This window comes from Citrobacter sp. Cu233, from assembly GCF_030332225.1.
In the GTDB taxonomy this organism is placed as follows: Bacteria; Pseudomonadota; Gammaproteobacteria; order Enterobacterales; family Enterobacteriaceae; genus Citrobacter.
Genome location: NZ_JAOWIF010000035.1, coordinates 373,075 through 399,579, shown reverse-complemented (window position 1 = coordinate 399,579; position 26,505 = coordinate 373,075). Strand labels below are relative to the sequence as shown.

The 26,505-nt window shown below is 51.5% G+C and carries 22 protein-coding genes and 1 pseudogene; 11 read left to right on the top strand and 12 right to left on the bottom strand.

The features are described from left to right. The first annotated feature begins 34 nt into the window (after window positions 1-34). The 5 genes from OGX95_RS15455 to phsC all read left to right on the top strand — a co-directional run bounded on the left by OGX95_RS15455 (window position 35) and on the right by phsC (window position 6,996). Window positions 35-1,372, top strand: coding sequence for an NCS2 family permease (locus tag OGX95_RS15455; protein ID WP_286630061.1), 1,338 nt, complete (start codon window positions 35-37; stop codon window positions 1,370-1,372). 306 nt (window positions 1,373-1,678) lie between these two features. Beyond that, window positions 1,679-3,385 carry an HAL/PAL/TAL family ammonia-lyase gene (locus OGX95_RS15450; RefSeq protein WP_286630060.1) on the top strand — a complete coding sequence of 569 codons (1,707 nt, stop codon included), beginning with the start codon at window positions 1,679-1,681 and terminating at the stop codon, window positions 3,383-3,385. A 5-nt stretch (window positions 3,386-3,390) separates the two neighbouring features. Then, window positions 3,391-4,962 (top strand): flavocytochrome c, encoded by a 1,572-nt coding sequence (locus OGX95_RS15445; RefSeq protein WP_286630059.1) that lies wholly within the window; start codon window positions 3,391-3,393, stop codon window positions 4,960-4,962. Window position 4,963: 1 nt separating this feature from the next. Continuing rightward, on the top strand, window positions 4,964-5,380 hold the full coding sequence (locus OGX95_RS15440) for a cytochrome c3 family protein (protein ID WP_286630058.1): 417 nt from the start codon (window positions 4,964-4,966) through the stop codon (window positions 5,378-5,380). Window positions 5,381-5,388: 8 nt separating this feature from the next. Beyond that, the gene (phsC, locus tag OGX95_RS15435; RefSeq protein ID WP_286630057.1) at window positions 5,389-6,996 is read left to right on the top strand and encodes a thiosulfate reductase cytochrome B subunit; all 1,608 of its coding nucleotides are present in this window, start codon (window positions 5,389-5,391) and stop codon (window positions 6,994-6,996) included. A gap of 42 nt (window positions 6,997-7,038) precedes the next feature. Here phsC and OGX95_RS15430 read toward each other — a convergent pair whose 3' ends face one another. The 11 genes from OGX95_RS15430 to OGX95_RS23020 form a co-directional block, all read right to left on the bottom strand. Continuing rightward, window positions 7,039-8,439 (bottom strand): AAA-type ATPase lid domain-containing protein, encoded by a 1,401-nt coding sequence (locus OGX95_RS15430; protein ID WP_286630056.1) that lies wholly within the window; start codon window positions 8,437-8,439, stop codon window positions 7,039-7,041. Window positions 8,440-8,708: 269 nt separating this feature from the next. Continuing rightward, window positions 8,709-9,275: an NADPH-dependent FMN reductase gene (locus tag OGX95_RS15425; RefSeq protein WP_003827046.1), complete on the bottom strand. Its 567-nt coding sequence runs from the start codon at window positions 9,273-9,275 to the stop codon at window positions 8,709-8,711. Window positions 9,276-9,305: 30 nt separating this feature from the next. Next, on the bottom strand, window positions 9,306-10,055 hold the full coding sequence (locus OGX95_RS15420; protein WP_286630055.1) for a 4'-phosphopantetheinyl transferase family protein: 750 nt from the start codon (window positions 10,053-10,055) through the stop codon (window positions 9,306-9,308). Window positions 10,056-10,221: 166 nt separating this feature from the next. Further along, window positions 10,222-11,181 carry an HTH-type transcriptional regulator YidZ gene (gene yidZ / locus OGX95_RS15415; protein ID WP_286630054.1) on the bottom strand — a complete coding sequence of 320 codons (960 nt, stop codon included), beginning with the start codon at window positions 11,179-11,181 and terminating at the stop codon, window positions 10,222-10,224. Next, on the bottom strand, window positions 11,150-12,331 hold the full coding sequence (locus OGX95_RS15410; RefSeq protein WP_286630053.1) for an MFS transporter: 1,182 nt from the start codon (window positions 12,329-12,331) through the stop codon (window positions 11,150-11,152). Before OGX95_RS15410 ends, yidZ begins: the two co-directional genes overlap by 32 nt. 164 nt (window positions 12,332-12,495) lie before the next feature. Continuing rightward, entirely contained in the window at window positions 12,496-13,860 is a 1,365-nt protein-coding gene (gene mnmE, locus OGX95_RS15405; RefSeq protein WP_286630052.1) for a tRNA uridine-5-carboxymethylaminomethyl(34) synthesis GTPase MnmE, read from the bottom strand. Between the two features lie 105 nt (window positions 13,861-13,965). After that, on the bottom strand, window positions 13,966-15,612 hold the full coding sequence (gene yidC / locus OGX95_RS15400; RefSeq protein WP_048213774.1) for a membrane protein insertase YidC: 1,647 nt from the start codon (window positions 15,610-15,612) through the stop codon (window positions 13,966-13,968). A 2-nt stretch (window positions 15,613-15,614) separates the two neighbouring features. Continuing rightward, on the bottom strand, window positions 15,615-15,872 hold the full coding sequence (yidD, locus tag OGX95_RS15395) for a membrane protein insertion efficiency factor YidD (protein ID WP_003023846.1): 258 nt from the start codon (window positions 15,870-15,872) through the stop codon (window positions 15,615-15,617). Continuing rightward, complete coding sequence (gene rnpA, locus OGX95_RS15390; RefSeq protein ID WP_003844432.1) at window positions 15,836-16,195, bottom strand: ribonuclease P protein component; 360 nt, start codon at window positions 16,193-16,195, stop codon at window positions 15,836-15,838. Before rnpA ends, yidD begins: the two co-directional genes overlap by 37 nt. 17 nt (window positions 16,196-16,212) lie before the next feature. Continuing rightward, entirely contained in the window at window positions 16,213-16,353 is a 141-nt protein-coding gene (gene rpmH / locus OGX95_RS15385) for a 50S ribosomal protein L34 (RefSeq protein ID WP_003023858.1), read from the bottom strand. 228 nt (window positions 16,354-16,581) lie between these two features. Further along, complete coding sequence (locus OGX95_RS23020) at window positions 16,582-16,662, bottom strand: hypothetical protein (protein ID WP_418222139.1); 81 nt, start codon at window positions 16,660-16,662, stop codon at window positions 16,582-16,584. A 297-nt stretch (window positions 16,663-16,959) separates the two neighbouring features. Between OGX95_RS23020 and dnaA the strand changes: the two genes are divergently transcribed. The 6 genes and pseudogenes from dnaA to OGX95_RS15355 form a co-directional block, all read left to right on the top strand. Then, window positions 16,960-18,363, top strand: a complete 1,404-nt coding sequence (gene dnaA / locus OGX95_RS15380; RefSeq protein ID WP_286630051.1) for a chromosomal replication initiator protein DnaA — start codon at window positions 16,960-16,962, stop codon at window positions 18,361-18,363. A gap of 4 nt (window positions 18,364-18,367) precedes the next feature. Next, window positions 18,368-19,468 (top strand): DNA polymerase III subunit beta, encoded by a 1,101-nt coding sequence (gene dnaN, locus OGX95_RS15375; protein ID WP_137382192.1) that lies wholly within the window; start codon window positions 18,368-18,370, stop codon window positions 19,466-19,468. Window positions 19,469-19,606: 138 nt separating this feature from the next. After that, entirely contained in the window at window positions 19,607-20,680 is a 1,074-nt protein-coding gene (gene recF / locus OGX95_RS15370) for a DNA replication/repair protein RecF (RefSeq protein WP_286630050.1), read from the top strand. Between the two features lie 28 nt (window positions 20,681-20,708). Further along, window positions 20,709-23,123, top strand: a complete 2,415-nt coding sequence (gene gyrB, locus OGX95_RS15365) for a DNA topoisomerase (ATP-hydrolyzing) subunit B (protein WP_286630049.1) — start codon at window positions 20,709-20,711, stop codon at window positions 23,121-23,123. A gap of 160 nt (window positions 23,124-23,283) precedes the next feature. Further along, on the top strand, window positions 23,284-24,096 hold the full coding sequence (yidA, locus tag OGX95_RS15360; RefSeq protein ID WP_286630048.1) for a sugar-phosphatase: 813 nt from the start codon (window positions 23,284-23,286) through the stop codon (window positions 24,094-24,096). Window positions 24,097-24,172: 76 nt separating this feature from the next. After that, window positions 24,173-25,279, top strand: a pseudogene (locus OGX95_RS15355) (D-galactonate transporter); the annotation flags it as partial. 20 nt (window positions 25,280-25,299) lie between these two features. On the opposite strand, the gene cbrA reads toward OGX95_RS15355, so the two are convergent. Further along, complete coding sequence (gene cbrA, locus OGX95_RS15350) at window positions 25,300-26,406, bottom strand: colicin M resistance lipid reductase CbrA (protein ID WP_286630047.1); 1,107 nt, start codon at window positions 26,404-26,406, stop codon at window positions 25,300-25,302. Between the last annotated feature and the right edge of the window lie 99 nt (window positions 26,407-26,505).

Below are 26,505 nucleotides of genomic sequence, written 5' to 3'. Positions count from 1 at the left end.
CGACGAATTTTCCCTCCTTGTTCGGAAATTGATAATGAGTCAACAACACACAACCCAGGCTTCTGGCCAGGGGATGCTGGAACGCGTGTTCAAACTGCGCGAGCATGGCACGACGGTACGGACCGAAGTGATAGCCGGTTTAACCACCTTCCTGACGATGGTGTATATCGTTTTTGTTAACCCGCAAATTCTTGGCGTAGCTGGCATGGATACCAGCGCCGTCTTTGTTACCACCTGTCTTATTGCTGCATTTGGTAGCATCCTGATGGGGCTGTTTGCCAACCTGCCGGTTGCGCTGGCACCTGCTATGGGTTTGAACGCATTCTTTGCCTTCGTGGTGGTCGGTGCGATGGGGCTGTCATGGCAGATTGGTATGGGCGCGATCTTCTGGGGCGCAATTGGTCTGCTGCTGCTGACGATTTTCCGCGTACGTTACTGGATGATTGCGAATATCCCGGTCAGTCTGCGCGTGGGCATCACCAGTGGTATCGGCCTGTTCATCGGCATGATGGGGCTGAAAAACGCAGGTGTTATCGTCGCCAACAAAGACACGCTGGTGTCTATCGGTAACCTGACGTCCCACAGCGTACTGCTTGGTATTCTGGGCTTCTTTATCATCGCGATTCTGGCGTCACGTAACATTCATGCGGCGGTGCTGATCTCCATCATTGTGACCACGCTGTTGGGATGGATGTTGGGTGATGTTCATTACAGCGGTATTGTTTCTGCGCCGCCGAGCGTGATGTCCGTTATCGGACATGTCGATCTGGCCGGTTCGTTTAACATTGGCCTGGCGGGTGTGATTTTCTCGTTCATGCTGGTGAACCTGTTTGACTCCTCCGGTACGTTGATTGGCGTCACGGATAAAGCGGGTCTGGCAGATGCCAAGGGCAAGTTCCCGCGCATGAAGCAGGCTCTGTTTGTCGATAGCGTGTCGTCTGTTACCGGTGCGTTTATCGGTACTTCTTCCGTTACCGCATATATTGAATCCTCTTCCGGTGTTTCTGTCGGTGGACGTACAGGTCTGACAGCCGTGGTTGTCGGTCTGCTGTTCCTGCTGGTTATCTTCCTGTCACCGTTGGCGGGAATGGTGCCGGGCTATGCAGCTGCAGGTGCGCTGATTTACGTGGGCGTATTGATGACGTCCAGCCTGTCGCGCGTGAAGTGGGATGACCTGACAGAAGCTGTTCCGGCGTTTATTACCGCTGTGATGATGCCGTTTAGCTTCTCCATCACTGAAGGTATCGCGCTGGGCTTTATTTCCTACTGCGTGATGAAAATAGGTACCGGACGTTTTCGCGATCTCAGCCCGTGCGTCATCGTTGTCGCGCTGCTGTTTGTGTTGAAGATTGTGTTTATCGACGCGCACTAATGTAGAACATGCTTCAGCTTTGTCATACAAGGCTGAAGCATCTCCTGTCTGGTTATCTTTTATTCCTGCCCCAAAATATCAAGTCTGAAAATTATCTCTCTGCGAATAAATAATCTCTGTAATTTATGGCCGTGTGTTAGCGAGCTGTGGTTTCTTATGGTGAATTATCTGTTAACAGATTGAAATGTTTTTACTTTTGTTTTTTTGAAATATCAAAAATAGCCATAATAAATGCAGGGGCTATTTCAACTTTCGCACAGGCATTTTTCGTTACTGTTTCTTATCTCTATTAAAAGGAGTTTAGAAATGAAGAAGACTGTCATTGCGACGTTCTGTGTCTCACTGTTTTTTCCACTATTCGCAAGTGCAGCCACCAGTGTGACACTGGATGGTCATTCATTAACACTGGATGATGCCTGGGCCATTGCTCAGGGGGAAAAACAGGTTGAGATCGCTGCAACTGCGATGGAGCGCGTCGATAAAGCCAATAAACTTTTAATGATTGCTGCTGGAAAAGGCGTTCCCGTTTACGGATTGACGGTAGGCGTGGGACTCAATAAAGACAAATCTCTGTTTGATGCGCATGGAAAACTGACTCCGGAGGTTATTCAGGCCTCCCGTGAATTTAATATCAACGCGTTGCATGCGCATGCTGCAGGCGTTGGTCCAGACATGCCGGATGAACTGGTGCGTCTGGCGATGGTGATTCGCCTGAATACCATGTTAACGGGAAATACTGGCGCCCAACCGCAGGTTGCCAAAATGTATCAGAAGTTTCTCAATAAGCATATTACCCCCGTCGTGCCCTCACGGGGTTCCGTGGGTGAAGCTGATATAACGCTTGCCTCTCATATTGGCGATGTAATGATTGGTGAATGGCGCGTTCGCGTGAAAGGCGTCGAGATGGATTCCGCAAAAGCGCTGAAACAGGCGGGTATTGATAAGCTGGAACCACTTGGCAAAGATGCGCTGTCGATTCTCTCTTCAAATGCGATATCAACGGCTTATTCCGCTCAGGCTCTTCTGGAGTCCAGACAGATTATTAATATTACTCCGGCGGTGTTCGGTTTATCGCTGGAAGCGCTGAATGGTAACGTTGCGCCATTCCTGCACCAAAGTTTAAGCGTTCGACCCTTCCCCGGTATTCAGGATACCGCCGGGACTATTCGTACTGCGCTTACGGGTTCTTATCTCTGGCAACATCAGGATGGACGTCCTTTACAGGATCCGCTTTCTTTCCGAACGACGGTATTTGTTCTTAACGAAGTGCGTCGCGAATGGAATGAAGCCTGGCAAATGCTGGAAATTCAGATGAACAGCTCGGACGACAACCCGGCGGTAATCGTGAATGCTGATCGTTCGTTGGCGGAAAATAGCCAGGTTGAGCAGTACTTCGTGAGCGCAAAAGGGGACAATGGCGAAACCCTCAGCGGCGCGATTTTCCCGACGTCAAATTTTGAACCGCTGCCTCTGGCGCTGGCTATTCAGAATCTGTCTTTGGCGATGGGGCATCTGGCGCATAACAGCGTTCAGCGCACTTTGCATTTATCTGACGATCATTTCACCGGGCTGAGCCGCTTCCTCGCTTCCGACACTAATCAGCAAGGACATGCATTCGGCGCTATTCAGAAGCCGCAGGTTGCGTTACTGGCGGATATTCGCGACCTGGTTAACCCGGTATCACTGGATGGTCAACCGATGGCGGGTACCATTGAAGATACCTACACCAATAATCTGCGTGCATCTAAACGTCTGAGTCAAATTGCTGATGATATGCGCAGCATTTATGGTCTGGAACTGTTGCACGCCAGTCAGGCAGTCGATCTGCGGAAACAGAAAAATCCTGACCTGAAATTGGGAGAGATGACCGGCAAACTCTTTACCGCCTATCGTGAGAAAGTACCGTTTGTTGTGCAGGATCGGATTTTTACTGACAATATTGCTGATTCATCCGCGTTAGTCGCATCATTTCCTTCCGGTTCTCTGGTCAGTACGCAAGCAGGGAGCAAATGACGATAATGAAAAAAACCGTTAATGCGTCGCGGCGAGCCTTTTTGACGAAAAGTACCCTCCTGGCAACCGGCGGCGCATTTACGGTGCTGACCGGAAAGGCGCTGGCGCAAGATAACTGCGTCCCGGCTTCGTCGGTTCGTTACCATAAAGTCTATGATGTGATCGTCGTCGGAAGCGGCTTTGCCGGACTGGCTGCTGCACTTGAAGCCGCTCAGGCTGGCCGCAGCGTTCTGGTGATTGAAAAGATGCCCGTTTTTGGCGGCAACTCAGCAATTAACGGCGGCGCGGTTGCCGTAGCCGGATCGCCTGCGCAGAAAAAAGAAGGGATCGTCGATTCACCTGAGTTGATGTTTAAGGACATGCTGAAAGCTGGGCGTGGGTTAAATGATAAAGATCAGTTAAAGATTCTCGTTAACAACACGACCGCTGCCTATGAGTTTACCCTAAAACACGGCGTAAAATATAAACCGTTCGTACAGCATTTTGGCGGTCACTCTGTCCCCCGTACATTGCAAACGGTAGAGAGTTCTGGGGCGGGGATCACCCGGCCACTAAAAGAGTCCGCCATGAAAATGGGTGTTGTTTTTCGCGCCCAATGCAAGCTGGAATCTTTTCTGCAAAATTCGCAAGGGCGCGTTATTGGCCTGACGGTACGTGATGGCTATCGTTTCCCAGACGAACAGACCGGGAAGATTCGCCATTACGGTGCGCGTTACGGCGTGGTGATGTGTTCTGGTGGTTTTTCCAATGATCTGCGTTTTCGTAAAATGCAAAACCCCATGCTGGATGAGCGTGTCGATTCCACCAACCACCCCGGCGCGACGTCGGAATGCCTGGTGCAAATGCTACGTATTGGCGCAACGCCGGTACAGCTTGATCTTATCCAGCTAGGTCCCTGGTCATCGCCAGACGAACGCGGATTTGGCTACGTTTCGCAATTCAATACCATCTCAGGTTTTCCTAACGGAATTATGGTTAACCCGCGTTCTGGCCATCGTTTCACAAATGAACTTGCCGATCGTAAAGAGCGTGAAGAGGGGATTCTGGCGCAGGTGGATGAAAAAGGGGATCCACTTTATCCCATCTGCTTCACCACGCTTGAAGGTGCGAAACTAGCACAAAGCCTGAAACATGCCCTGCATTATGGTGTCGCCTGGCAGTTTGACTCACTGGAGCAGTTGGCGGCGCATTTCGGCATACCTTTCGACGTACTGCAAGAAGAGGTGGAGACCTACAATGCGGCCGTTGCGCGCAAAGGTGGCGATCGCATGAAGAAAGATGTGAGTCGTGCGGTTCCGTTAGACAAAGGACCATTTGTTGCCGTACGCGTGTGGCCCAAAGTGCACTACGTTATGGGTGGTGTGCAGATCAGTATGCGCACAGAGGTACTCAATGCAGCGGATAGTAAACCCATCCCCGGTCTGTATGCTGCCGGAGAAGCGACAGCGGGTTCGCACGGTGGAAGTCGTCTGGGCAGTTGCGCCGTTGCGGATTGCCTGGTTTTTGGCCGGATTGCGGGGCTTAGCGTTGCCTCCGCGACTGCTGCGGATGATGCCTTTGACGTTGAGGGAATTTAACATGGCAAAATTATGGATAGCCCTGCTGTTGCTGTGTCTTAGTGGTTTTTCCCTGGCCATCGCTGCGACTGACGACGAGGCTGCTTTTCACCAGCAACTGAATGCAATGAACGTCAAGCCTTATCACCACTCACTGGAGGCCACCGGACGTGATACATCGTGTCAGTTGTGTCACGGATCCAGCACCCCCGTAGCGGCACCGAGTGACAAATCTTGCCTGAGTTGCCACGGTTCGCGCGACCAGATTGCTGAATTAACGCAACCCAATCCGCATGACAAAAATGCAGAGCCCAACCCGCATGATTCAATGCACTACGGCAAAGATGTTCCTTGTACCGCTTGTCATAACGAACATAAACCCTCGGTAGTTTATTGTAATAATTGCCATCTCTTTAAATATCCGGATATGAAGCCATGAGGGACATCATGCGCGGATTCTTAATAAGGCGCTTATTTTTATTGCTGATGGGATGGATACCTCTGTCGGGATATTCTGCGCCAGTACCAACAGCGCAGCTCAATCAACCTTGTCTGGCATGCCACGCTGATAGCGATATCCAGGGGATCTCTACGGATAAAGTGCAGGAGAATTTATTTGTCTCCACAGATAAGTATCACGACAGCGTGCATGGTGAAGTGCCGTGTATCGCCTGCCATCAAAGCCAACCCGGAAGCGCGGGATTTTCAGTCACCCCGCATGTTCTGAAGCCTGATGACGACAAGAACTGCGAAAGTTGTCATAGCGTAGTCATGCGCGATACGGTGCATGCCGTACAGCAGAGTGTCCACAGTGAAAAGATAGCCAAAGGACTCTTCTCTTGTACCTCATGCCATAACGCGCACACTATGACGGCAGGAGAGCTAAACCATCCAGGTAAACAACGGGTTGCCGACGACAATTTGATGTGTACGAATTGTCATTCGCGGGCGGGAGTCTTTGCGAACCTGTCTGGAGGGAAACGCTCTGTGTCTCAGGATATGGCGCATTCAGCACTGCCTTATGCCGCTGAGCATCTCACCAGTTTACGCTGTATTGACTGCCATGCTGATGCTGCAGATACCTCTTTGCATCGCATCCTGCCTGCCTCACAAGCCATCAGTTGTGAACAATGTCATGGCGACGGAGCGTTGCTTACCGCCCGGCGGAAAACGTTCGCGCCAGATGAAAATGCCATGGCAGGTAGCTTGCTGGGGAAAGGGTTATTTGATGATGTCTCTCTCCGGGAAAAACTGACGACGGTGGCGCCTCCTGTTCCTGCGATTCGTCAGATAGATGGCGTGTTGTTTACCGATACCTACATGATTGGTAATAACGGTAGCGGCCAGGCCGATCGCTTTATTGCCTGGGCGCTGGGCGGCTTCGTTGTGTTGCTACTCTGTCATGGTTTGGGGCGGCTTATCCTATCGCGCCGCACGGCAGATATGCCGATGGAGAAACGATATCTCTACACTCTGCCTGTTCGCTGCTGGCACTGGCTGAACGCACTCTGTTTTACCGCGCTAATTATCAGCGGCTGTGCCTTGCACTGGGTGAGCGCGAAATTCTCGCTATGGGTTGATGTACACAATATTGCAGGGGTATCGCTGTGTGTTATATGGCTGGGTTTTATCCTGGTGGCGATGTGCGGCAACGGGCATCATTATCGGGTGCGCTGGCAGGGTATTTCGGGGCGGCTTATCCGTCAGATCCGCTATTATCTGTATGGTATTTTCCGTGGGGAACCTCATCCGGAACATGCGTCGCCAGCGGCTAAATTCAATATTCTCCAGCAACTGGGCTATATTGGCGTGATGTTCCTGTTATTGCCGCTGCTCATTGTGACCGGATTGCTGATGATGTACCCCAGTTATACGCCAGAAACGCTGTTTGCGTTACCGGGTAAGCAGGTTGCGGCCTGGCTCCATTACGTTTTGGCAGTCGTGATGGTGGCATTTATCATCGTGCATCTCTATTTGTGCAGTACGGGGGATACGCCGGGAGCGCTGATTAAAGGCATGCTCGATGGCTTCCACCGTGCCAGAAAACAAAAATAAAGACTGCTCCCCTTTTTCTGAAGAGGGAAAGGGGACGTCAGATTATTTTTCTTTCACCACAATGCCCAGTTTTTTTATTTTGCTGTATAGCGTGTTACTGTTAACACCAAGCAACTCTGCTGCTCCACCTTTACCTGATATTTTCCCCTGACTTTGTTGTAACGCCATTTGGATATGATGACGCATTGCGTCATCAAGAGAGGATATAGCTATTGAATTCCTTTCCCTCGGTAAAAAAATATGCAACTCATTTCCCGTGCAACGGAGAAATGCGTTTTCTAATAGTCCGATCAATTCCGTAATGTTGCCCGGCCAGTGATACTTCAATAATAAGCGTAGTGAATCATCACCCAGAACAGGTAAAGAGGTACGTTTATACTGGCTTGATAGCTTCCTCAGGTAGTATGTCAACAGCAGAGGAATATCATCATAGCGATGCCGTAACGGAGGGAGTGTAATGATCTGGCAAAGTGTATTGGCATATATTTGACTGGTCAGATAGTGACTGGATATATCATGGTTGGTGGCGTTTTTTATATCTGAAAATGGAAGTGTTTGTATGGCAATAATCTGTAGCTGGCAATACTCACTGTAATTTGAATGCAGTGCCAGTAAAAAGGTTTGCCAGCGCTCAGGGAAAGAATTAATTTCTTTTATCATCAGAGACCCCTGATGCAATATCAGAAATGAAGCAATGCCTGGTGGCTTGTTGAAATCAATGGTTATTGTGCGGTTCAGGACGCCATTTTTCATGATGATCAGCTGCCCCTGAGGATTAATCAATCCATAATAACCACTGCGCTTTGAACATTGTTGCTGAAGCTCGGAAGCGAGTGAATTTTTTCCAACGCCTTTCTCTCCCAGTAATAAAACAGGCAGTTCACTGTTTGCCAGTTTACTCAATGAATGATACAACTGAAACAGAGGGGTGTTAGTTTGACTGACGACAAATTTTTCACTTTCTTCTGCAGCAGATAACTCGGGAATAGCCGGAGGCGTATTATTCAATAAAAGGTTATGCCGGGACAAGGCAATAAAGGCTAACAGGGAGAGTTCTCCCCGAACTGATTCGAATAATTCAGCATGTTGAGGTGTAAAAGCATTAGCGTGGTGACTAAATATACCCATAGCACCCAACCGTAGACCATCCAGGTGCATACGCATCAGGATTAGAGATTTGATATTACGAAAGCAGGTGTTAACGACATATTCAGTCAGCGGACATTGGCTCAGAGTATCGATAAGTTGAGTGGAGAAGTTATCTGAGTGATTGAATTGTCTGGCAATATTCTCAGGGATCGGGATGACATCCCGTTTCAGTCGTGCTGTTTTGTGCGTCGCTAATGCTAAAAACTGGATACAGCGAATATCACTACGATAATAGTTAAAGAAAATACCGTCACAAACTATTGAATCAGGTATCGACTGTAGACAGGCATACATGGATTTCTCCAGTTGCGTGCTACTACATAATGCGGTCCTGAGATGTGAAAATGTCCTGTCCATGGCATATCCATTGTTCACAGTAAATAAAATATTAGATATATTTATTGATATTATTGCAACAGCAATACCTGGTAACACTATGCCACAATAATGAAGAGGAAAAAACAGACAACAGTGATTTATGGACAGGTTTACGCAAATAAGAAAATAATCCAGAAGAATAGGCGCTTACTGGATTATTTATGAGTTGTAGGCAAAATTAATTATCAGGCTTTTACACGCTGAATGTAGTCACCAAACGCGGTTAACTGGCCAGTCAGATGGTCCAGCGTGCTTTGGTCGATCACTTCACCGGTCTGCGGGTCCACTTTGTTCTGAATCACGCCGCCCATAAATTCCGGCTTGTTCATTACCATCGCATCGAGGAATACCAGAATTTGACGCAGATGATACTGACAGCGTGCGCCGCCAATAGCGCCCATTGAGCTGGTTTGGATCAGTACTGGCTTGCCTGATAATGGTTGATCGGGCAGACGAGACAGCCAGTCGATGGCGTTTTTCAGCCCGCCAGGAACAGAATAGTTGTATTCCGGCGTGACGATAACGACGCCATCAGCCTTCCTGATTTGTTCCGCCAGCGCTTCTACACTTGCCGGAAACCCCTCTTCCTGCTGGAGGTCGGCATCGTACAGAGGAATATCCCCAATCGACGGTAACGCATTCACTTCCATCCCCGCGGGGGCAATTTTTGGCAGCGTACGGGCAACCATTCCATTAAACGAACCCTTGCGCAGGCTCCCCAGTAACGTAACAACATTCAATGTCTCAGACATGGTTACTCCTGTTTCATCATGAAGGTTAAATCAGTTATGCGTATGGCTCTTTGCTGCGGATAATTGTGAAAACCGGATCAGGCGACCCGTTGGTTCATTCGCGCGGGTCTGGATATCAGGCAAACTTTTCCAGTCCTGTTTACCATCAAACTCCCAAACCTTGAGTTTTTCAATGGTTGGCGTGACCGCGACCGACCACACCAGCACATCTTCAGCATCACAAATGGCTTCTATCTGCGTAACGTGTGCACATCTCAGACGGCCCGCACCCGGTAATAGCTGGAGTTCACGCGGATCGTCATTGCACACGTCGCCAGTGAGCTTGAGAACACTCTGGCGTAACGTAATGAGTTGCGCACGTGCTTCATTGGGGTCGTTTTGATTATTGATCCACAGGTTTTCGTTACTGGAAAAGCGGTAGGTTTCTGTGGCATTTGGGGTATGGAACCCGCGGGTCGCGCGCTGAAGTTCCATATCCAGGCCGCATGAACCTTCTGTGGTAAGCGCGACGCCGACGATATTCCCTGCATAGGAAATCGAAAAACCAGGCAGGTTTTTATCGCGAAAAATAGGTTTCCCTTTCGCCTCGGTAACAATCTCAGGCAATGTGCTGGTGCCGTAAAGCATAAACATCAGTTCAGCGAGAAGGCTTCGGGAGGCCAGAAAGCGTGTTCGGCGGTAAGTGGGTAGATTTCTTGCTTCAAAATGACATGGAGTAGGGAGACGAACTGAAACCAGGTGTCCCTCCGTAAGAATCCCTCTGGCAAAATGTGTCGCCATTTTTCGCTCCGTGATTAATGGTCCGTGATTATTATCAGAGTAACATTTACGCGGCTTATAGGCAGGCTTTACTGCCCAAAAAGTAAACGGAATCGGGATACATTACGCGACATTTACATTTCCACAGCCAGGGCGGTCAATAAAACAACAATATAGCAAAGGGTCTTCATGACATCTCGCGATAGAGTGCCTTGATCGTCTCTTTCAGCCATACGATCTTAGGATTGTGGCTGTTGCGTTTATGCCAAAGGAGGGTGAACGGTACGCGCATTTTTTCCAGTTGCGCAGCATCAAAAGGCATTGGACGTGCCACGAGCGGAAGCTGGTGGAGTTGATTGTAACGCTGACAATAGACCGGGGCGGTGGCTATCAATGCGTGATCGGGTTGCGCGGCCATAAACAGAGACTGCTCAAAGCCCGGTAGACACAATGCGATGTTACGCGCACGCCCCATCTCCTGAAGCACATCATCCAGCGCCCAGGTGTCGCTCTGCTCCCAGCTAATGCTGATATGGGGATAGCGCAGGAATGTTTCCAGATTCCACTCTTCCTGCAATGCCGGATGGTCTTCACGCAACCAGACGCAGGGGAGATCGGAAAACAGGACCTCGTGGTCGATCGATAACGGGAGCAGACTCAGCAATTCTCGTGAGCGTGGGTGACTTTCACGCCCGGTAAAGCCGATATCGACCTCGCCACGGATAATGGCATCCAGCGAATCGTAATCCCAGTTGCGCACTTTGATCGTTGCCTGTGGATAATGCTGGTAGATCTGTTGGGAGAGCGCGTTAAACATGATCATCACCAGCGGCGTTTCAGCCACCAAATCAAACTTCAGCCCACGTGGTGCTTCATGGTGCGGCTTATCGAGCAATTGATTGCCCATCTGCATCCACTCCGCCAGGCTCTGTTCCATGCTGAGCATCAGCGGCGTTGGTGTTAGCCCCAGCGGGGTGTTAACAAACAACGGATCGTCAAACCAGGCTCTCAGCTTCGACAGCGATTTGCTGACCGCCGACGGCGTGACGTTCATCCGTTTGGCGGTTTTAGTGACACTGCGTTCCTGCATCAACAACTGCAGGCAGAGCAGCAAATTAAGATCGAGACTGCTGAGGGATTTCTTCATGAGTTGGCGTGGACCGGTTTGGTGCAACAGTGATAATCAGCATGATACTCACTATGCTACAGCCAATCAGAATCCCGATCAGCATATTCAGCGCATCGAGACCGAGGATGGCGGCCAACCAAATCCATAACGATGAACCGCAAACCTGGGCAATACCTAATGCCGAGCTGGCGACGCCTGCGCGCAGCGAGAATGGCCCCAGCGCCTGGCTCATGGCAACGCCGAAACCGACTGAGAATCCGGCGCAGATTAAGGTTAGTCCGAACAACATTACCGCGTGCGTACTGGCAAGGGTTAACACGATGCCCGCAGCAAGGAACAATACCTGTGAAGTCAGCATCAGGATGCGGGGTTTAAATATGCTTAGTGCGAATGGCGTTGAGAAGGAGACCGCCATACTGACACCCGCGGTCATCGCCATTGTTGTGGCGTACTCACCGCGGTCAAAACCCATCACCTCCATCAGCAGCACCGGAGAGGTATTCACAAAGGTCAGGATTACCGACACACTGAGGGTGGTAATTGCCAGACGGCTAAGGAAAAAACGGTTTACCAGTGATTCGGTGGCTTGATTCTTTTGCACAGATGCCGGGAGCGTCGTTGGGCGCGATTCTCGCAGGATAAACACTGATAGCAGGCAAACAACCACACCCATGCCCATCATCGTGTAGAACAGGCTCTGCCAGGGGTATTTGAGCATAATCAGATGCCCCATCACAGGGGCCAGTACCGGCACGATACAAGTGATACCGTTTAGCAGCGACAGCACCTTCGCGCGGCGGCGATCGTCGAGTGTATCACGTAGGATGGCGAAGGCCACCACGTAGCAGCAACCTGCACCGACGCCCTGAACAAAACGGCCGACCAGGAACGGTGTGCCGCTCCCGGCGAATGAACATAAGGCCGAGGCGATAATAAAGATCACCGCACCGACAATGGCGACCGGTTTACGACCCGACTGGTCAGCAATTTTACCGGCGAACAACATTGCCGTCGCCATCCCTGCCAGGTAGACCGAAAACGCGATATGCAACTGAGCCTCGCTGGCTTGTAAATCGGCAGCAATACGGGGCAATCCCACCAGATACATATCAATACCGGCGGGATAAAGGAGTACCAGGGCAAAACTGCAGATTAGAAAGCGTGTCATAGCGACCTCATGAGGAAAGTGGCGCTAAGAATACGGGGAGAGGATTGTCTGTGCGAGTTGCCATTTGGACAACAGTAATTTCCTTATGGGAAATCACTTGTTGCCGGATTCAGCCTACGGGGCCTGTAAGCCCGGAAAGCATCGCGCCACCGGGCAACACATCGTTATTTACCGATACAGAAGCTGGAGAAAATCCTGCCCAGCAGATCGTCGGAAGTAAATTCTCCAGTTATCTCACTGAGGTTTTGCTGTGCAAGGCGCAACTCCTCTGCGAGCAATTCTCCGGCCCATGCCCCCAATAGCTGAGCTTTACCCTGCTGAAGATGCTCTGCGGCTTCTGCCAGTGCCTGCAAATGACGACGACGCGCCAGGAAACCGCCTTCCATATTGGTTTCAAAACCCATGCTCTGTTTGAGATGGTTGCGCAGTACGTCAACACCTTCGCCGGTACGTGCAGAGAGGCGAACCAGTGAGTGGCCATTTACTTCGCTGAGACCCAGCGTTTCACCCGTGATATCCGCTTTGTTACGCACGACGGTAATCGGCAGTTTTGTAGGTAAACGCGCAATAAAGTCTGGCCAGATGTCCGCCGGGTCAACCGCGTCGGTGGTGGTGCCATCAACCATAAACAGTACGCGGTCAGCTTGTTCGATCTCCTGCCAGGCGCGTTCAATACCGATGCGTTCAACTTCGTCACTGGCGTCGCGCAGACCAGCGGTATCGATAATGTGCAACGGCATACCGTCGATATGGATATGCTCACGCAGCACGTCGCGGGTGGTGCCGGCGATATCGGTGACAATAGCTGCTTCACGGCCAGCGAGGGCGTTCAACAGACTTGATTTACCGGCGTTAGGACGCCCGGCAATCACCACCTTCATGCCTTCGCGTAGCAGGCTGCCCTGACGTGCTTCGGCACGTACGGCATCAAGATCGGCCATCACGCTATTGAGCTGGGCTTCAATTTTGCCGTCAGACAGGAAGTCGATTTCCTCATCCGGGAAATCAATCGCCGCTTCCACGTAGATGCGCAGGTGAGTGAGTGCTTCCACAAGGTGATTCACACGTGCGGAGAACGCACCCTGTAAGGAATTTAGCGCCGAGCGTGCCGCCTGTTCAGAGCTGGCGTCGATCAGGTCGGCAATGGCTTCAGCCTGGGCTAAATCGAGCTTATCGTTAAGAAATGCGCGCTCGGAGAACTCACCCGGTCTGGCAATGCGCAGGCCGGGAATCGTCAGAATACGTTTAAGCAGCAGATCGAGAATAACCGGACCGCCGTGACCCTGAAGCTCTAAGACGTCTTCACCGGTAAAGGAGTTCGGGCCAGGGAACCACAGCGCAATCCCCTGATCCAGCACGCTGCCATCCGCGTCTTTAAACGGCAGGTAGTCGGCATAGCGCGGTTTTGGCAGTTTACCCAGTACGGTTTCGGCAACCTCGCGGGCTTTAAGGCCGGAGATGCGCAGAATACCCACACCACCACGTCCCGGTGGGGTGGCCTGAGCGACGATGGTGTCGTTATGGCTCATGATATGTCTCTTTGTCATGCAATAAAAAAGGCGGTCTAATGACCGCCCTTTACTTTATGTTCCGTTTGCCGGATGGCGGCTTCGCCTAATCCGGCCTACACCGAATCAGGAGTTTTTCTTCTCGCGGCTATGCAGGCCACGTTTCTCCAGACCACGGTAAATCAGCTGTTGCTGAATAATGGTTACCAGGTTGCTGACGATATAGTACAGCACCAGACCTGACGGGAACCACAGGAAGAACACGGTGAAGATGACCGGCATAAAGGTCATGATCTTCTGCTGCATCGGGTCGGTCACGGTGGTCGGAGACATCTTCTGGATGAAGAACATCGTCACGCCCATCAGGATCGGCAGGATGTAGTACGGGTCCTGTGCAGACAGGTCATGGATCCACAGCGCGAACGGCGCATGACGCAGTTCAATGGAGCCCATCAGCATGTAGTATAACGCCAGGAAGATTGGCATCTGGATGATCAGCGGGAAGCAGCCGCCCAGCGGGTTAACCTTCTCAGCTTTGTACAGGGCCATCATTTCCTGGCTCTGACGTTGTTTATCATCGCCCAGACGCTCACGCATTGCCTGAATCTTCGGCTGCAGCATACGCATCTTCGCCATGGAGGTGTACTGCGCTTTGGTCAGCGGGTACATGATGCCACGAACGATAAAGGTGATAACGATGATGGAGAAGCCCCAGTTACCCAGGAAGCTATGGATCCATTTCAGCAGTTTGAACAGCGGCTGAGAGATAAACCACAACCAGCCGTAATCCACGGTCAGATCCAGGTGCGGTGCAACGGCCGCCATTTTATCCTGAATTTCCGGGCCAACCCACAGGGTGCTGGTCATCGCGCCAGTCTGTCCTGGCTGAACCAGTACCGGCTGAGATTTATAGCCGATAGCGGCAATGCCATTACCCAGATTAGCGGTGTAGAAATTATTGGTGCCGTCGTTACGCGGAACCCATGCCGTTGCGAAATACTGTTGCAGCATTGCAACCCAGCCGTCTTTAGCATTGACGTTCAGGTTTTCGTTATCAGCAATGGTGTCGAATTTGTATTTCTCATACTTCTCATCAGGCGTGGAGTACGCTGCGCCACGGAAGGTATGCAGTGCAAAGTTGCTGCTACCGGTGTCGCGATGAGAGGGCAGATTGATGGATTGCTTCAACTGACCAAAGGTGGAGACTTCCAGCGGTTTCTCGCCGGCGTTCTGCACGCTGTAGTTAACGTTGACAGCATATTCACCACGTTTGAGGACAAACGTCTTCGTGAATGTGTTACCCGCTGCGTCAGTATAGGTCATCGGGATCTGCAGTTCGTTCTGACCATCAGCCAGTACAAAGGCGTCTTTTTCGACGTTGTACAGCGGACGCGGGCCGTTAGCCGGGTTATCCGGGCCGTCACGACCTGTCAGGCCACTTTGTGCCTGGTAGATGAACTGTGGCGTGGTTTCCAGTAACTGGAACGGTTCGGTAGAACCCAGTTCTTTCGGGTAAGCTGGCAGTGAAGCCTGTTCCACATCACCACCACGGGTGTTGATGGTCAGATCAAGCACGTCAGTTTTAACCGTAATCAGTTTCCCCTGGCCACTGGCCGGTACGCCCTGGTCGGCGGCGCTACCCGCTGCGGTGGTCGTTGTCTGCGTGGTCTGTTGGGCCTGAGGTTGCGGATTTTTATCCTGCTCCCAGGCTTGCCAGATCATGAAAGACACGAACAGCAAAGCGATGACTAAAAGATTGCGTTGCGAATCCATCGTTAGTGTTCTCTGGTATCAAATGGTCCGGGCGGGACGGGATCGTCACCACCAGGGTGTAAAGGGTGGCATTTTAATACGCGTTTCACCGTCAACCAACTGCCTTTTATCACTCCAAACCTGCGCAATGCCTCAATTCCGTAGCTCGAACAGGTTGGAGTGAAACGGCAATGCGGCCCAAGCAGCGGACTGATAAGGCGTTGATAGACCCGAATGAGGGCTATCAGGACCCGCGAGCCAGGCGACAATGGCGACGCCATAATTTTTCCAACGCTTCCGAGAGAGCACGGTTATCGAGGTCGGCAACCCCTTTTTTAGCCACCACCACGAAATCCATTGCTGGAAGCTCGTGCTGACGTAAACGAAAGCTTTCACGCGTCAGACGTTTAATCCGATTGCGTTCATGTGCACGTTTAACATTTTTCTTGGCGACTGTAAGACCGATACGGGGATGCCCCAGCGAATTCAGGCGGCCGAGGATGGTGATTTGCGGCGTGCCAGCCCGTTGTGGCTGCTGGAAGACGAATGTGAAATGAGTGGGAGTTAACAAACGTAACTCCCTGGGAAATGCGAGCTTAACCACTCAGGGGCTAGCTTTTATTACTTAGAAACGGTCAGACGAGAACGGCCTTTAGCACGACGACGTGCCAGAACCTGACGACCATTTTTATTTGCCATACGAGCACGGAAGCCGTGAGAACGGTTGCGCTTCAGTACAGACGGTTGAAAAGTGCGTTTCATGGCGATTTCTACCTAAACTTGAATAAATTCACTGACTTTTGCGTATACCCGAACGAATTTCGAACGACTTACGCCACAGTGTGGGTGATTAAAGAGGCCGGATTGTAATAATTGTACACTCCGGAGTCAATTCTCTTTCCTTATATCCCGTTTTTTTTCACGTAGTTTTGTGTAAAAAACAGGCAGCGTTGACGCCGTAAGGCGACCGTTACTCGCTGGGGGTAAGAATTATACGGGCTGGTGGATAAAGCGCAAGGATCGCTCGGGATCTTTATTAGATCGTTTAAGCAGTAAAGCATCTTTACTCATTAATTTTTTCAATATGCGCGCGAAAACCTGCAGCACTTCTCCAGGATCGTTTACACTTAGCCGATTCTGGATCATCCTGTGGATAAATCGGGAAGAATCTGTGAGAAACAGAAGATCTCTTTCTCAGTTTACGCTATGATCCGCGGTCCCGATCGTTTCAATGGATCCTGATCGGGTTAAAATTGCAGATAGCAATTCGCACGTCACCCTTTGCATAGGGTCTTGTCGATGTGCGTCAACAATCATGAATGTTTCAGCCTTTGTCATTTATCGACTTTTGTTCGAGTGGAGTCCGCCGTGTCACTTTCGCTTTGGCAGCAGTGTCTTGCCCGATTGCAGGATGAGTTACCAGCCACAGAATTCAGTATGTGGATACGCCCGTTGCAGGCGGAACTGAGCGATAACACGCTGGCTTTGTATGCGCCAAACCGTTTTGTGCTCGATTGGGTAAGGGATAAATACCTCAATAATATTAATGGATTGCTGAATAATTTCTGCGGAGCGGACGCCCCACAGCTGCGTTTTGAGGTCGGCACTAAACCTGTCACGCAAACGCTGAAGACGCCGGTGAATAACATCGTTACACCTGCGCATGTGGCTCAACAAGTGCAACCGCAACGGGTCGTTCCGGCGGCGCGCCCCGGCTGGGATAACGTACCGGCCCCGGCAGAACCTACCTATCGCTCTAACGTCAATGTCAAACATACGTTTGATAACTTCGTTGAAGGTAAATCTAACCAACTGGCGCGCGCGGCGGCACGTCAGGTGGCGGACAATCCTGGCGGCGCCTACAATCCGTTATTCCTTTATGGCGGTACAGGTCTGGGTAAAACCCACCTGTTGCACGCTGTGGGTAACGGCATTATGGCGCGTAAGCCGAACGCAAAAGTGGTGTATATGCACTCCGAGCGTTTTGTGCAGGACATGGTTAAAGCCCTGCAAAACAATGCGATCGAAGAGTTTAAACGCTATTACCGTTCCGTTGATGCGTTGCTGATTGACGACATTCAATTCTTTGCTAATAAAGAACGATCCCAGGAAGAGTTTTTCCACACCTTTAATGCCCTGTTGGAAGGTAATCAGCAGATCATCCTGACATCGGATCGCTATCCGAAGGAGATCAACGGCGTTGAGGATCGTCTGAAATCCCGCTTCGGCTGGGGGCTGACGGTAGCGATCGAACCGCCTGAACTGGAGACGCGCGTAGCGATCCTGATGAAAAAAGCAGATGAAAACGACATTCGTCTGCCGGGTGAGGTGGCGTTCTTTATTGCCAAGCGCCTACGCTCTAACGTGCGTGAGCTGGAAGGCGCACTGAACCGCGTGATCGCCAACGCTAACTTTACTGGCCGGGCGATCACTATCGATTTCGTGCGCGAAGCGCTGCGCGATTTACTGGCATTGCAGGAAAAACTGGTCACCATCGACAATATTCAAAAGACGGTGGCGGAGTATTACAAAATCAAAATTGCGGATCTGCTTTCTAAGCGTCGATCTCGCTCGGTAGCTCGTCCGCGTCAGATGGCGATGGCGCTGGCAAAAGAGCTCACTAACCACAGTCTGCCGGAAATTGGCGATGCGTTTGGTGGGCGTGACCATACTACCGTGCTTCATGCCTGTCGCAAGATTGAGCAGTTGCGTGAAGAAAGCCATGATATTAAAGAAGATTTCTCCAATTTAATCAGAACATTATCTTCGTGACGCTATGAAATTTACCGTTGAACGTGAACATTTATTAAAACCGCTTCAGCAGGTCAGCGGCCCGCTGGGTGGTCGTCCTACACTGCCGATCCTCGGAAACCTGTTGCTTCAGGTGGCGGATGGTACGCTTTCTCTGACCGGTACCGATCTCGAAATGGAGATGGTGGCGCGCGTGGCACTGATCCAGGCTCATGAGCCTGGTGCAACCACCGTTCCGGCGCGTAAATTCTTCGACATTTGTCGTGGGTTGCCGGAAGGTGCGGAAATTGCCGTTCAACTGGAAGGCGACCGTATGCTGGTGCGTTCTGGCCGCAGCCGTTTCTCGCTGTCCACATTACCTGCCGCTGACTTTCCGAATCTGGATGACTGGCAGAGCGAAGTCGAATTCACCTTGCCGCAGGCAACGATGAAGCGTCTGATTGAAGCCACGCAGTTCTCAATGGCGCATCAGGACGTGCGTTATTACTTAAACGGTATGCTGTTTGAAACCGAAGGCGAAGAACTGCGTACCGTGGCGACCGACGGTCACCGTCTGGCGGTGTGCTCAATGCCGGTTGGCCAATCGCTGCCCAACCATTCGGTGATCGTGCCGCGTAAAGGCGTGATTGAACTGATGCGTATGCTCGACGGCGGCGACAATCCGCTGCGCGTGCAGATCGGCAGCAACAACATTCGCGCACACGTGGGCGATTTCATCTTTACCTCCAAACTGGTGGATGGACGTTTCCCGGATTACCGTCGTGTACTGCCGAAGAACCCGGACAAACATCTGGAGGCGGGCTGCGATATTCTCAAACAGGCGTTTGCCCGAGCGGCAATTCTTTCTAACGAGAAATTCCGCGGCGTGCGTCTGTATGTCAGTGAAAACCAGCTCAAAATCACGGCCAACAACCCGGAACAGGAAGAGGCGGAAGAGATCCTCGACGTCACTTATCCGGGCACTGAACTGGAAATTGGTTTTAACGTCAGCTATGTGCTGGACGTACTTAATGCGCTGAAGTGCGAAAATGTGCGCATTATGCTGACCGACTCTGTTTCCAGCGTCCAAATTGAAGATGCCGCATCACAGTCGGCTGCCTATGTTGTTATGCCAATGCGCTTGTAAAGAATATCGGGCTATCTTACTTGTTATTCTGGCTCCGGGCAGTGCTCGCAATCCTCACGTACTCCAGTACGCTCCGGTTGCTGTGCGCTGGCCGTAACCAGACTCACTGCGCCGATAACGCCCTGGTTATGAGTTGATATGTCGCTATCCCGACTGCTAATCAAAGATTTTCGCAACATTGAAAGCGCGGATCTTGCTTTATCTCCCGGCTTTAACTTCCTGGTCGGCGCTAACGGCAGTGGCAAAACCAGCGTGCTGGAGGCCATTTATACGCTTGGCCATGGCCGCGCGTTCCGTAGTTTGCAAATTGGCCGCGTGATTCGCCACGAGCAGGAATCGTTTGTCCTCCACGGGCGTTTACAGGGTGAAGAGCGTGAGACCTCGATTGGCCTGACGAAAGACAAACAGGGCGACAGTAAAGTACGCATTGATGGCACTGACGGGCATAAGGTCGCAGAACTGGCGCACCTGATGCCGATGCAACTGATAACGCCTGAAGGGTTTACTTTACTCAACGGTGGCCCCAAATACAGAAGAGCGTTCCTTGACTGGGGATGCTTTCACAATGAAGCTGGATTTTTCACCGCCTGGAGCAACCTGAAGCGTCTGCTCAAACAGCGTAACGCGGCGCTGCGCCAGGTGAGTCGTTATGAACAGCTGCGTCCGTGGGATAAAGAACTGATCCCGCTGGCGGAACAAATCAGCACCTGGCGCGCGGAGTACAGCGCCGGTATCGCGCAGGATATGACGGATACCTGTCAGCAGTTTCTTCCTGAGTTTTCCCTTTCTTTCTCTTTTCAGCGCGGCTGGGAGAAAGAGAGCGACTACGCTGAAGTGCTGGAACGTAGTTTTGAACGCGATCGCATGTTGACCTACACCGCGCACGGCCCGCACAAGGCGGATTTCCGTATACGCGCCGACGGTGCGCCGGTGGAAGATACGTTGTCGCGTGGGCAGCTAAAGCTGTTGATGTGCGCCTTACGTCTGGCGCAAGGGGAGTACCTGACCCGTGAAAGCGGACGGCGCTGCCTGTACCTGATAGATGATTTTGCCTCTGAACTGGATGATGCGCGTCGCGGACTGCTGGCCAGCCGCTTAAAAGCCACGCAATCTCAGGTCTTTGTCAGCGCAATCAGCGCTGAACACGTTCTGGACATGTCGGACAAAAATTCGAAGATGTTCACCGTGGAAAAGGGTAAAATAACGGATTAACCCAAGATAAAATGAGCGAGAAACGTTGATGTCGAATTCTTATGACTCCTCCAGTATCAAAGTCCTGAAAGGGCTGGATGCGGTGCGTAAGCGCCCGGGTATGTATATCGGCGACACGGATGACGGCACCGGTCTGCACCACATGGTATTCGAGGTAGTAGATAACGCTATCGACGAAGCGCTCGCGGGTCACTGTAAAGATATCGTTGTGACGATTCACGCTGATAACTCCGTGTCCGTTACCGATGATGGCCGTGGTATCCCAACCGGTATTCACCCGGAAGAGGGCGTTTCGGCGGCAGAAGTTATCATGACCGTACTGCACGCAGGCGGTAAGTTCGATGATAACTCCTATAAAGTGTCTGGTGGTCTGCACGGCGTAGGTGTATCCGTCGTTAACGCCCTGTCGCAGAAGCTGGAGCTGGTGATTCGCCGTGAAGGCAAAGTGCATCAGCAAACTTACGTGCACGGTGTGCCGCAGGCACCTCTGGCGGTAACCGGCGAAACAGAATTGACGGGTACCCAGGTCCGTTTCTGGCCAAGCCACGAAACCTTTACCAATGTTGTTGAGTTCGAATATGACATTCTGGCGAAACGTCTGCGCGAGCTGTCATTCCTGAACTCCGGCGTATCGATTCGTCTGCGCGACAAGCGCGATGGCAAAGAAGACCATTTCCATTACGAAGGTGGCATCAAAGCGTTTGTTGAGTACCTCAACAAGAACAAAACACCGATCCACCCGAATATCTTCTATTTCTCCACCGAAAAAGACGGTATTGGCGTTGAAGTTGCGCTGCAGTGGAATGATGGCTTCCAGGAAAATATCTACTGCTTTACCAACAATATTCCGCAGCGTGATGGCGGTACTCACCTTGCAGGTTTCCGTGCGGCGATGACCCGTACTCTGAATGCCTACATGGACAAAGAAGGCTACAGCAAAAAAGCGAAAGTTAGCGCCACCGGTGACGACGCCCGTGAAGGCCTGATTGCCGTCGTATCGGTAAAAGTACCGGATCCGAAATTCTCCTCTCAGACCAAAGACAAACTGGTTTCTTCCGAGGTGAAATCGGCGGTAGAACAGCAGATGAACGAACTGCTGAGCGAATACCTGCTTGAGAACCCGTCTGACGCCAAAATTGTTGTCGGCAAAATTATTGACGCTGCGCGTGCCCGTGAAGCGGCACGTCGTGCCCGTGAAATGACCCGTCGTAAAGGTGCGCTGGACTTAGCGGGCCTGCCGGGCAAACTGGCGGACTGTCAGGAACGCGACCCGGCTCACTCTGAACTGTACCTAGTGGAAGGGGACTCCGCGGGCGGCTCTGCGAAGCAGGGGCGTAACCGTAAGAACCAGGCGATCCTGCCGCTGAAGGGTAAAATTCTTAACGTTGAGAAGGCTCGCTTCGACAAGATGCTCTCTTCTCAGGAAGTGGCGACGCTGATTACCGCGCTCGGTTGCGGCATCGGTCGCGATGAGTACAACCCGGATAAACTGCGCTATCACAGCATCATTATCATGACCGATGCGGATGTCGATGGTTCGCACATCCGTACGCTGCTGTTGACCTTCTTCTATCGTCAGATGCCGGAAATCGTGGAACGCGGTCACGTTTATATTGCGCAGCCACCGCTGTACAAAGTGAAAAAAGGCAAGCAGGAACAGTACATCAAAGACGATGAAGCGATGGATCAGTACCAGATCTCTATCGCCCTTGATGGTGCTACGCTGCACACCAATGCCCACGCTCCGGCGCTGGCGGGTGAGGCGCTGGAAAAACTGGTTTCTGAGTACAATGCGACGCAGAAAATGATCGGCCGTATGGAACGCCGCTTCCCGAAAACGCTGCTGAAAGAGTTGGTTTATCAGCCAACGTTGACAGAAGCCGATTTGGCGAGCGAGCAGACCGTAACCCGTTGGGTTAATGCGCTGGTGACTGAACTGAATGAAAACGAACAGCACGGTAGCCTGTGGAAGTTCGACATTCAAGAAAACACCGAGCAAGGGCTGTTCGAGCCGATTATTCGCGTGCGTACGCACGGCGTGGATACCGATTACGCACTGGACCACGAGTTTGTGACCGGTGGCGAATACCGTCGTATCTGCACGCTGGGTGAGAAGCTGCGCGGCCTGATTGAAGACGATGCGTTTATCGAACGTGGCGAGCGTCGTCAGCCGGTAGCCAGCTTCGAGCAGGCGCTGGACTGGCTGGTGAAAGAGTCCCGTCGCGGCCTCGCGATTCAGCGTTATAAAGGCCTGGGCGAGATGAACCCGGAACAGTTGTGGGAAACCACCATGGATCCGGAAAGCCGTCGTATGCTGCGTGTGACCGTAAAAGATGCGATTGCTGCCGATCAGTTGTTCACCACCCTGATGGGGGATGCGGTTGAACCACGTCGTGCCTTTATCGAAGAGAACGCCCTGAAAGCGGCGAATATCGATATCTAATCGCTAATCTGGACAAATCTACCCGGTTGTATTGTGCAATCGGGTATTTTTTTGCCTGCAAAAGGGGCACCCCGGTCTCTTTTCTATCCCCCTTTTCGTAGCTGTTTTTTGAGCGGAATCGCGTTAGCATGAGGATGGTATCATTTCATCCGGGGAACTCATGGCTATCAAACTTATTGCTATCGACATGGATGGCACACTTCTGCTGCCCGATCACACCATTTCACCTGCGGTCAAAACGGCGATTGCCGCGGCGCGTGCGCGTGGTGTGAACGTAGTGCTGACCACTGGTCGTCCATATGCCGGCGTCCATAGCTACCTGAAAGAACTTCACATGGAACAACCCGGTGACTACTGCATAACCTACAACGGTGCGCTGGTACAGAAAGCGGGGGATGGCAGTACGGTTGCGCAAACGGCGTTAAGCTATGACGATTATCGCTATCTTGAACAACTCTCCCGTGACGTTGGCTCCCACTTCCATGCGCTGGATCGCAACACACTGTATACCGCCAACCGTGATATCAGTTACTACACGGTGCATGAGTCTTTTGTCGCGACTATTCCGCTGGTGTTCTGCGAAGCTGAGAAGATGGATCCGGCGACCCAGTTCCTGAAAGTGATGATGATTGATGAGCCGGAAATTCTCGATCGAGCCATTTCGCGCATACCTGCAGAAGTAAAAGAGAAGTACACCGTGTTGAAAAGTGCGCCGTACTTCCTCGAAATACTGGACAAACGCGTTAATAAAGGCACTGGAGTGAAATCGCTGGCCGATGCGCTGGGCATTAAAGCCGAAGAAATCATGGCGATTGGCGATCAGGAAAATGATATCGCGATGATCGAATACGCTGGTGTCGGTGTGGCAATGGACAACGCCATTCCATCCGTAAAAGAAATCGCCAACTTCGTGACTAAATCCAACCTCGAAGACGGCGTAGCGTATGCTATCGAGAAATTTGTGCTGAATTAAGTTCGCCCTGCCTGGTTACAACCCGCGTTGATCGCGGGTTTTTTTATGCCTTTTCCCAGCACAAATTATTTAGCGCATTACGGTTGTGATTTGTTATGTTGACCGCGCCAACCAGGCGGTTGCTTCTGCGCATATTCAGGAAGGATTTGGAATTACCAAAGCTGAAATGGGATATGTCTTTTCTGCGTTTGCCTGGTTATATACCTTGTGCCAAATCCCCGGTGGTTGGTTTCTTGATCGGGTAGGGTCGCGCATGACTTATTTTATCGCCATTCTCGGCTGGTCGGTGGCGCCCCTGTTTCGGGGATTTGCGACAGGGTTAATGTCGTTAATTGGCCTGCGCGCCATTACCGGAATTTTTGAAGCCCCCGCATTCCCAACCAATAACCGCATGGTGACCAGTTGGTTCCCGGAGCACGAGCGCGCCTCGGCTGTTGGTTTCTACACATCGGGGCAATTTGTTGGTCTGGCGTTCCTCACACCGCTGCTGATCTGGATTCAGGAGATACTGAGCTGGCACTGGGTATTCATTATTACCGGGGGGATTGGCATCATCTGGTCGTTTATCTGGATTAAGGTGTACCAGCCGCCACGCTTGACCAAAAACATCACCAAAGCCGAGCTGGACTACATTCGTGACGGCGGTGGCCTGGTGGATGGTGATGCGCCTGTGAAAAAAGAGTCACGTCAGCCACTGACTCTCGCGGACTGGAAACTGGTATTCCACCGCAAGCTGGTGGGCGTTTATCTGGGGCAGTTTGCGGTCATCTCTACGCTGTGGTTCTTCCTGACCTGGTTTCCTAACTATTTAACCCAGGAGAAAGGCATCACCGCTCTGCAGGCTGGTTTTATGACTACCGTACCGTTCCTTGCAGCTTTCTTTGGCGTGCTGCTTTCCGGTTGGCTGGCGGACAAGCTGGTGAAAAAGGGTTTCTCACTGGGCGTGGCGCGTAAAACGCCGATTATCTGTGGCCTGCTGATTTCGACCTGCATCATGGGCGCGAACTACACCAACGATCCGGTGTGGATTATGACGCTGATGGCCATCGCCTTCTTCGGCAATGGTTTTGCGTCTATCACCTGGTCGCTGGTCTCTTCGCTGGCGCCGATGCGCTTGATTGGCCTCACCGGCGGTGTATTTAACTTTATTGGCGGATTGGGCGGTATTACGGTTCCGCTGGTGGGGGATGTGAAGCGCGTCGGCTAATGTTCTTTAATCAGGCCGTCAGGCGTTACGGCGGGCTCCACCTCCTGACCCAAGGGAATATGCGCCATGCCGCTTTGCATTATCCATTTACGGGTTAGTGCTGATGTTAATACCCGGCTCTTCAGGATCTTGCCATACAGCTTAGTACGCAGTTTGCGGGTCGCCTTGTGATAGGTTTTATTTTTGTCGACCGTTTCCTGCAAGAGTACAGATTTGAGGATTTCTGCGCTGTCCAGCGCATAACTAATCCCTTCCAGTGAACTGGCGCTGATAAATCCAGCCGCTTCGCCAATCAGAAATGCGTTCTCCTCGCCGCAAACGAAGTCTTTCCAGCGTGATGGGAACAGCACCGTACATTTTTCGCTTTTCACCGGCTGACCAAACTGGAAATTAAAGACCTTCATCCTGGCTTTCAGCGCGTCAAAGCGTGCCTGACCGTCCTTCATCGGGTAGGCACCACCGAAGATAAAATAACCGTCTTTGCTGATACTCCATGAATAGCAGTCAGTTGCGTCATTATCAAAAATACAGGAATAGAACGGAACGGGATGTTTTTCCGCAAACCATTGTTGAATAGCGACATATTTTCGGATTTGGTGCCGGGGATAGAGATGACGGCGTACCAGTGAATTGGCGCCATCTGCACCCACCAGATAACGTGTGGTGATCTGTTGCTCCCAACCGTCGGCGCGAAAGATAACATGCCATTTATCGTCCTCGCGCCAGATTTTCCGACACAGGCTGTCGTGGTATACCTGGACATCGTCAGGGATGAGTGATTTCATCCATAAATCAAAAGCATGGCGGTTGATATTAATGTAGCTGCGTTGGTAGTTACGCGTCAAAGAAGCGGCAACATCAACCGTTTTAACGCTAAATATCTGCGGATTGGCGATGACATCAACGGGCAAGGTTATCCCGTCGCGGATAAACGAACGTTGGGCGTCAGGAGCCAGTAAACCTCCGCAGGGTTTGGTGAATCCTTCAGTGCCACACTGGCGTTTTTTATCCAGAGCAATTACGTGCATTTTTCCGCTCAACTGCCGCGCCAGCGCCGCACCAGCGGGGCCTAAACCGATAATCACCACATCAAAATGTTCCATTTTTCTGCCCGTAATAAGTGAGATGGGCATACGCTAAAGCCTGAAAGTGAAGTCCTTGTGAAGTATGATTGCTGAAATTGTCTCGTATCAGGGCATCCT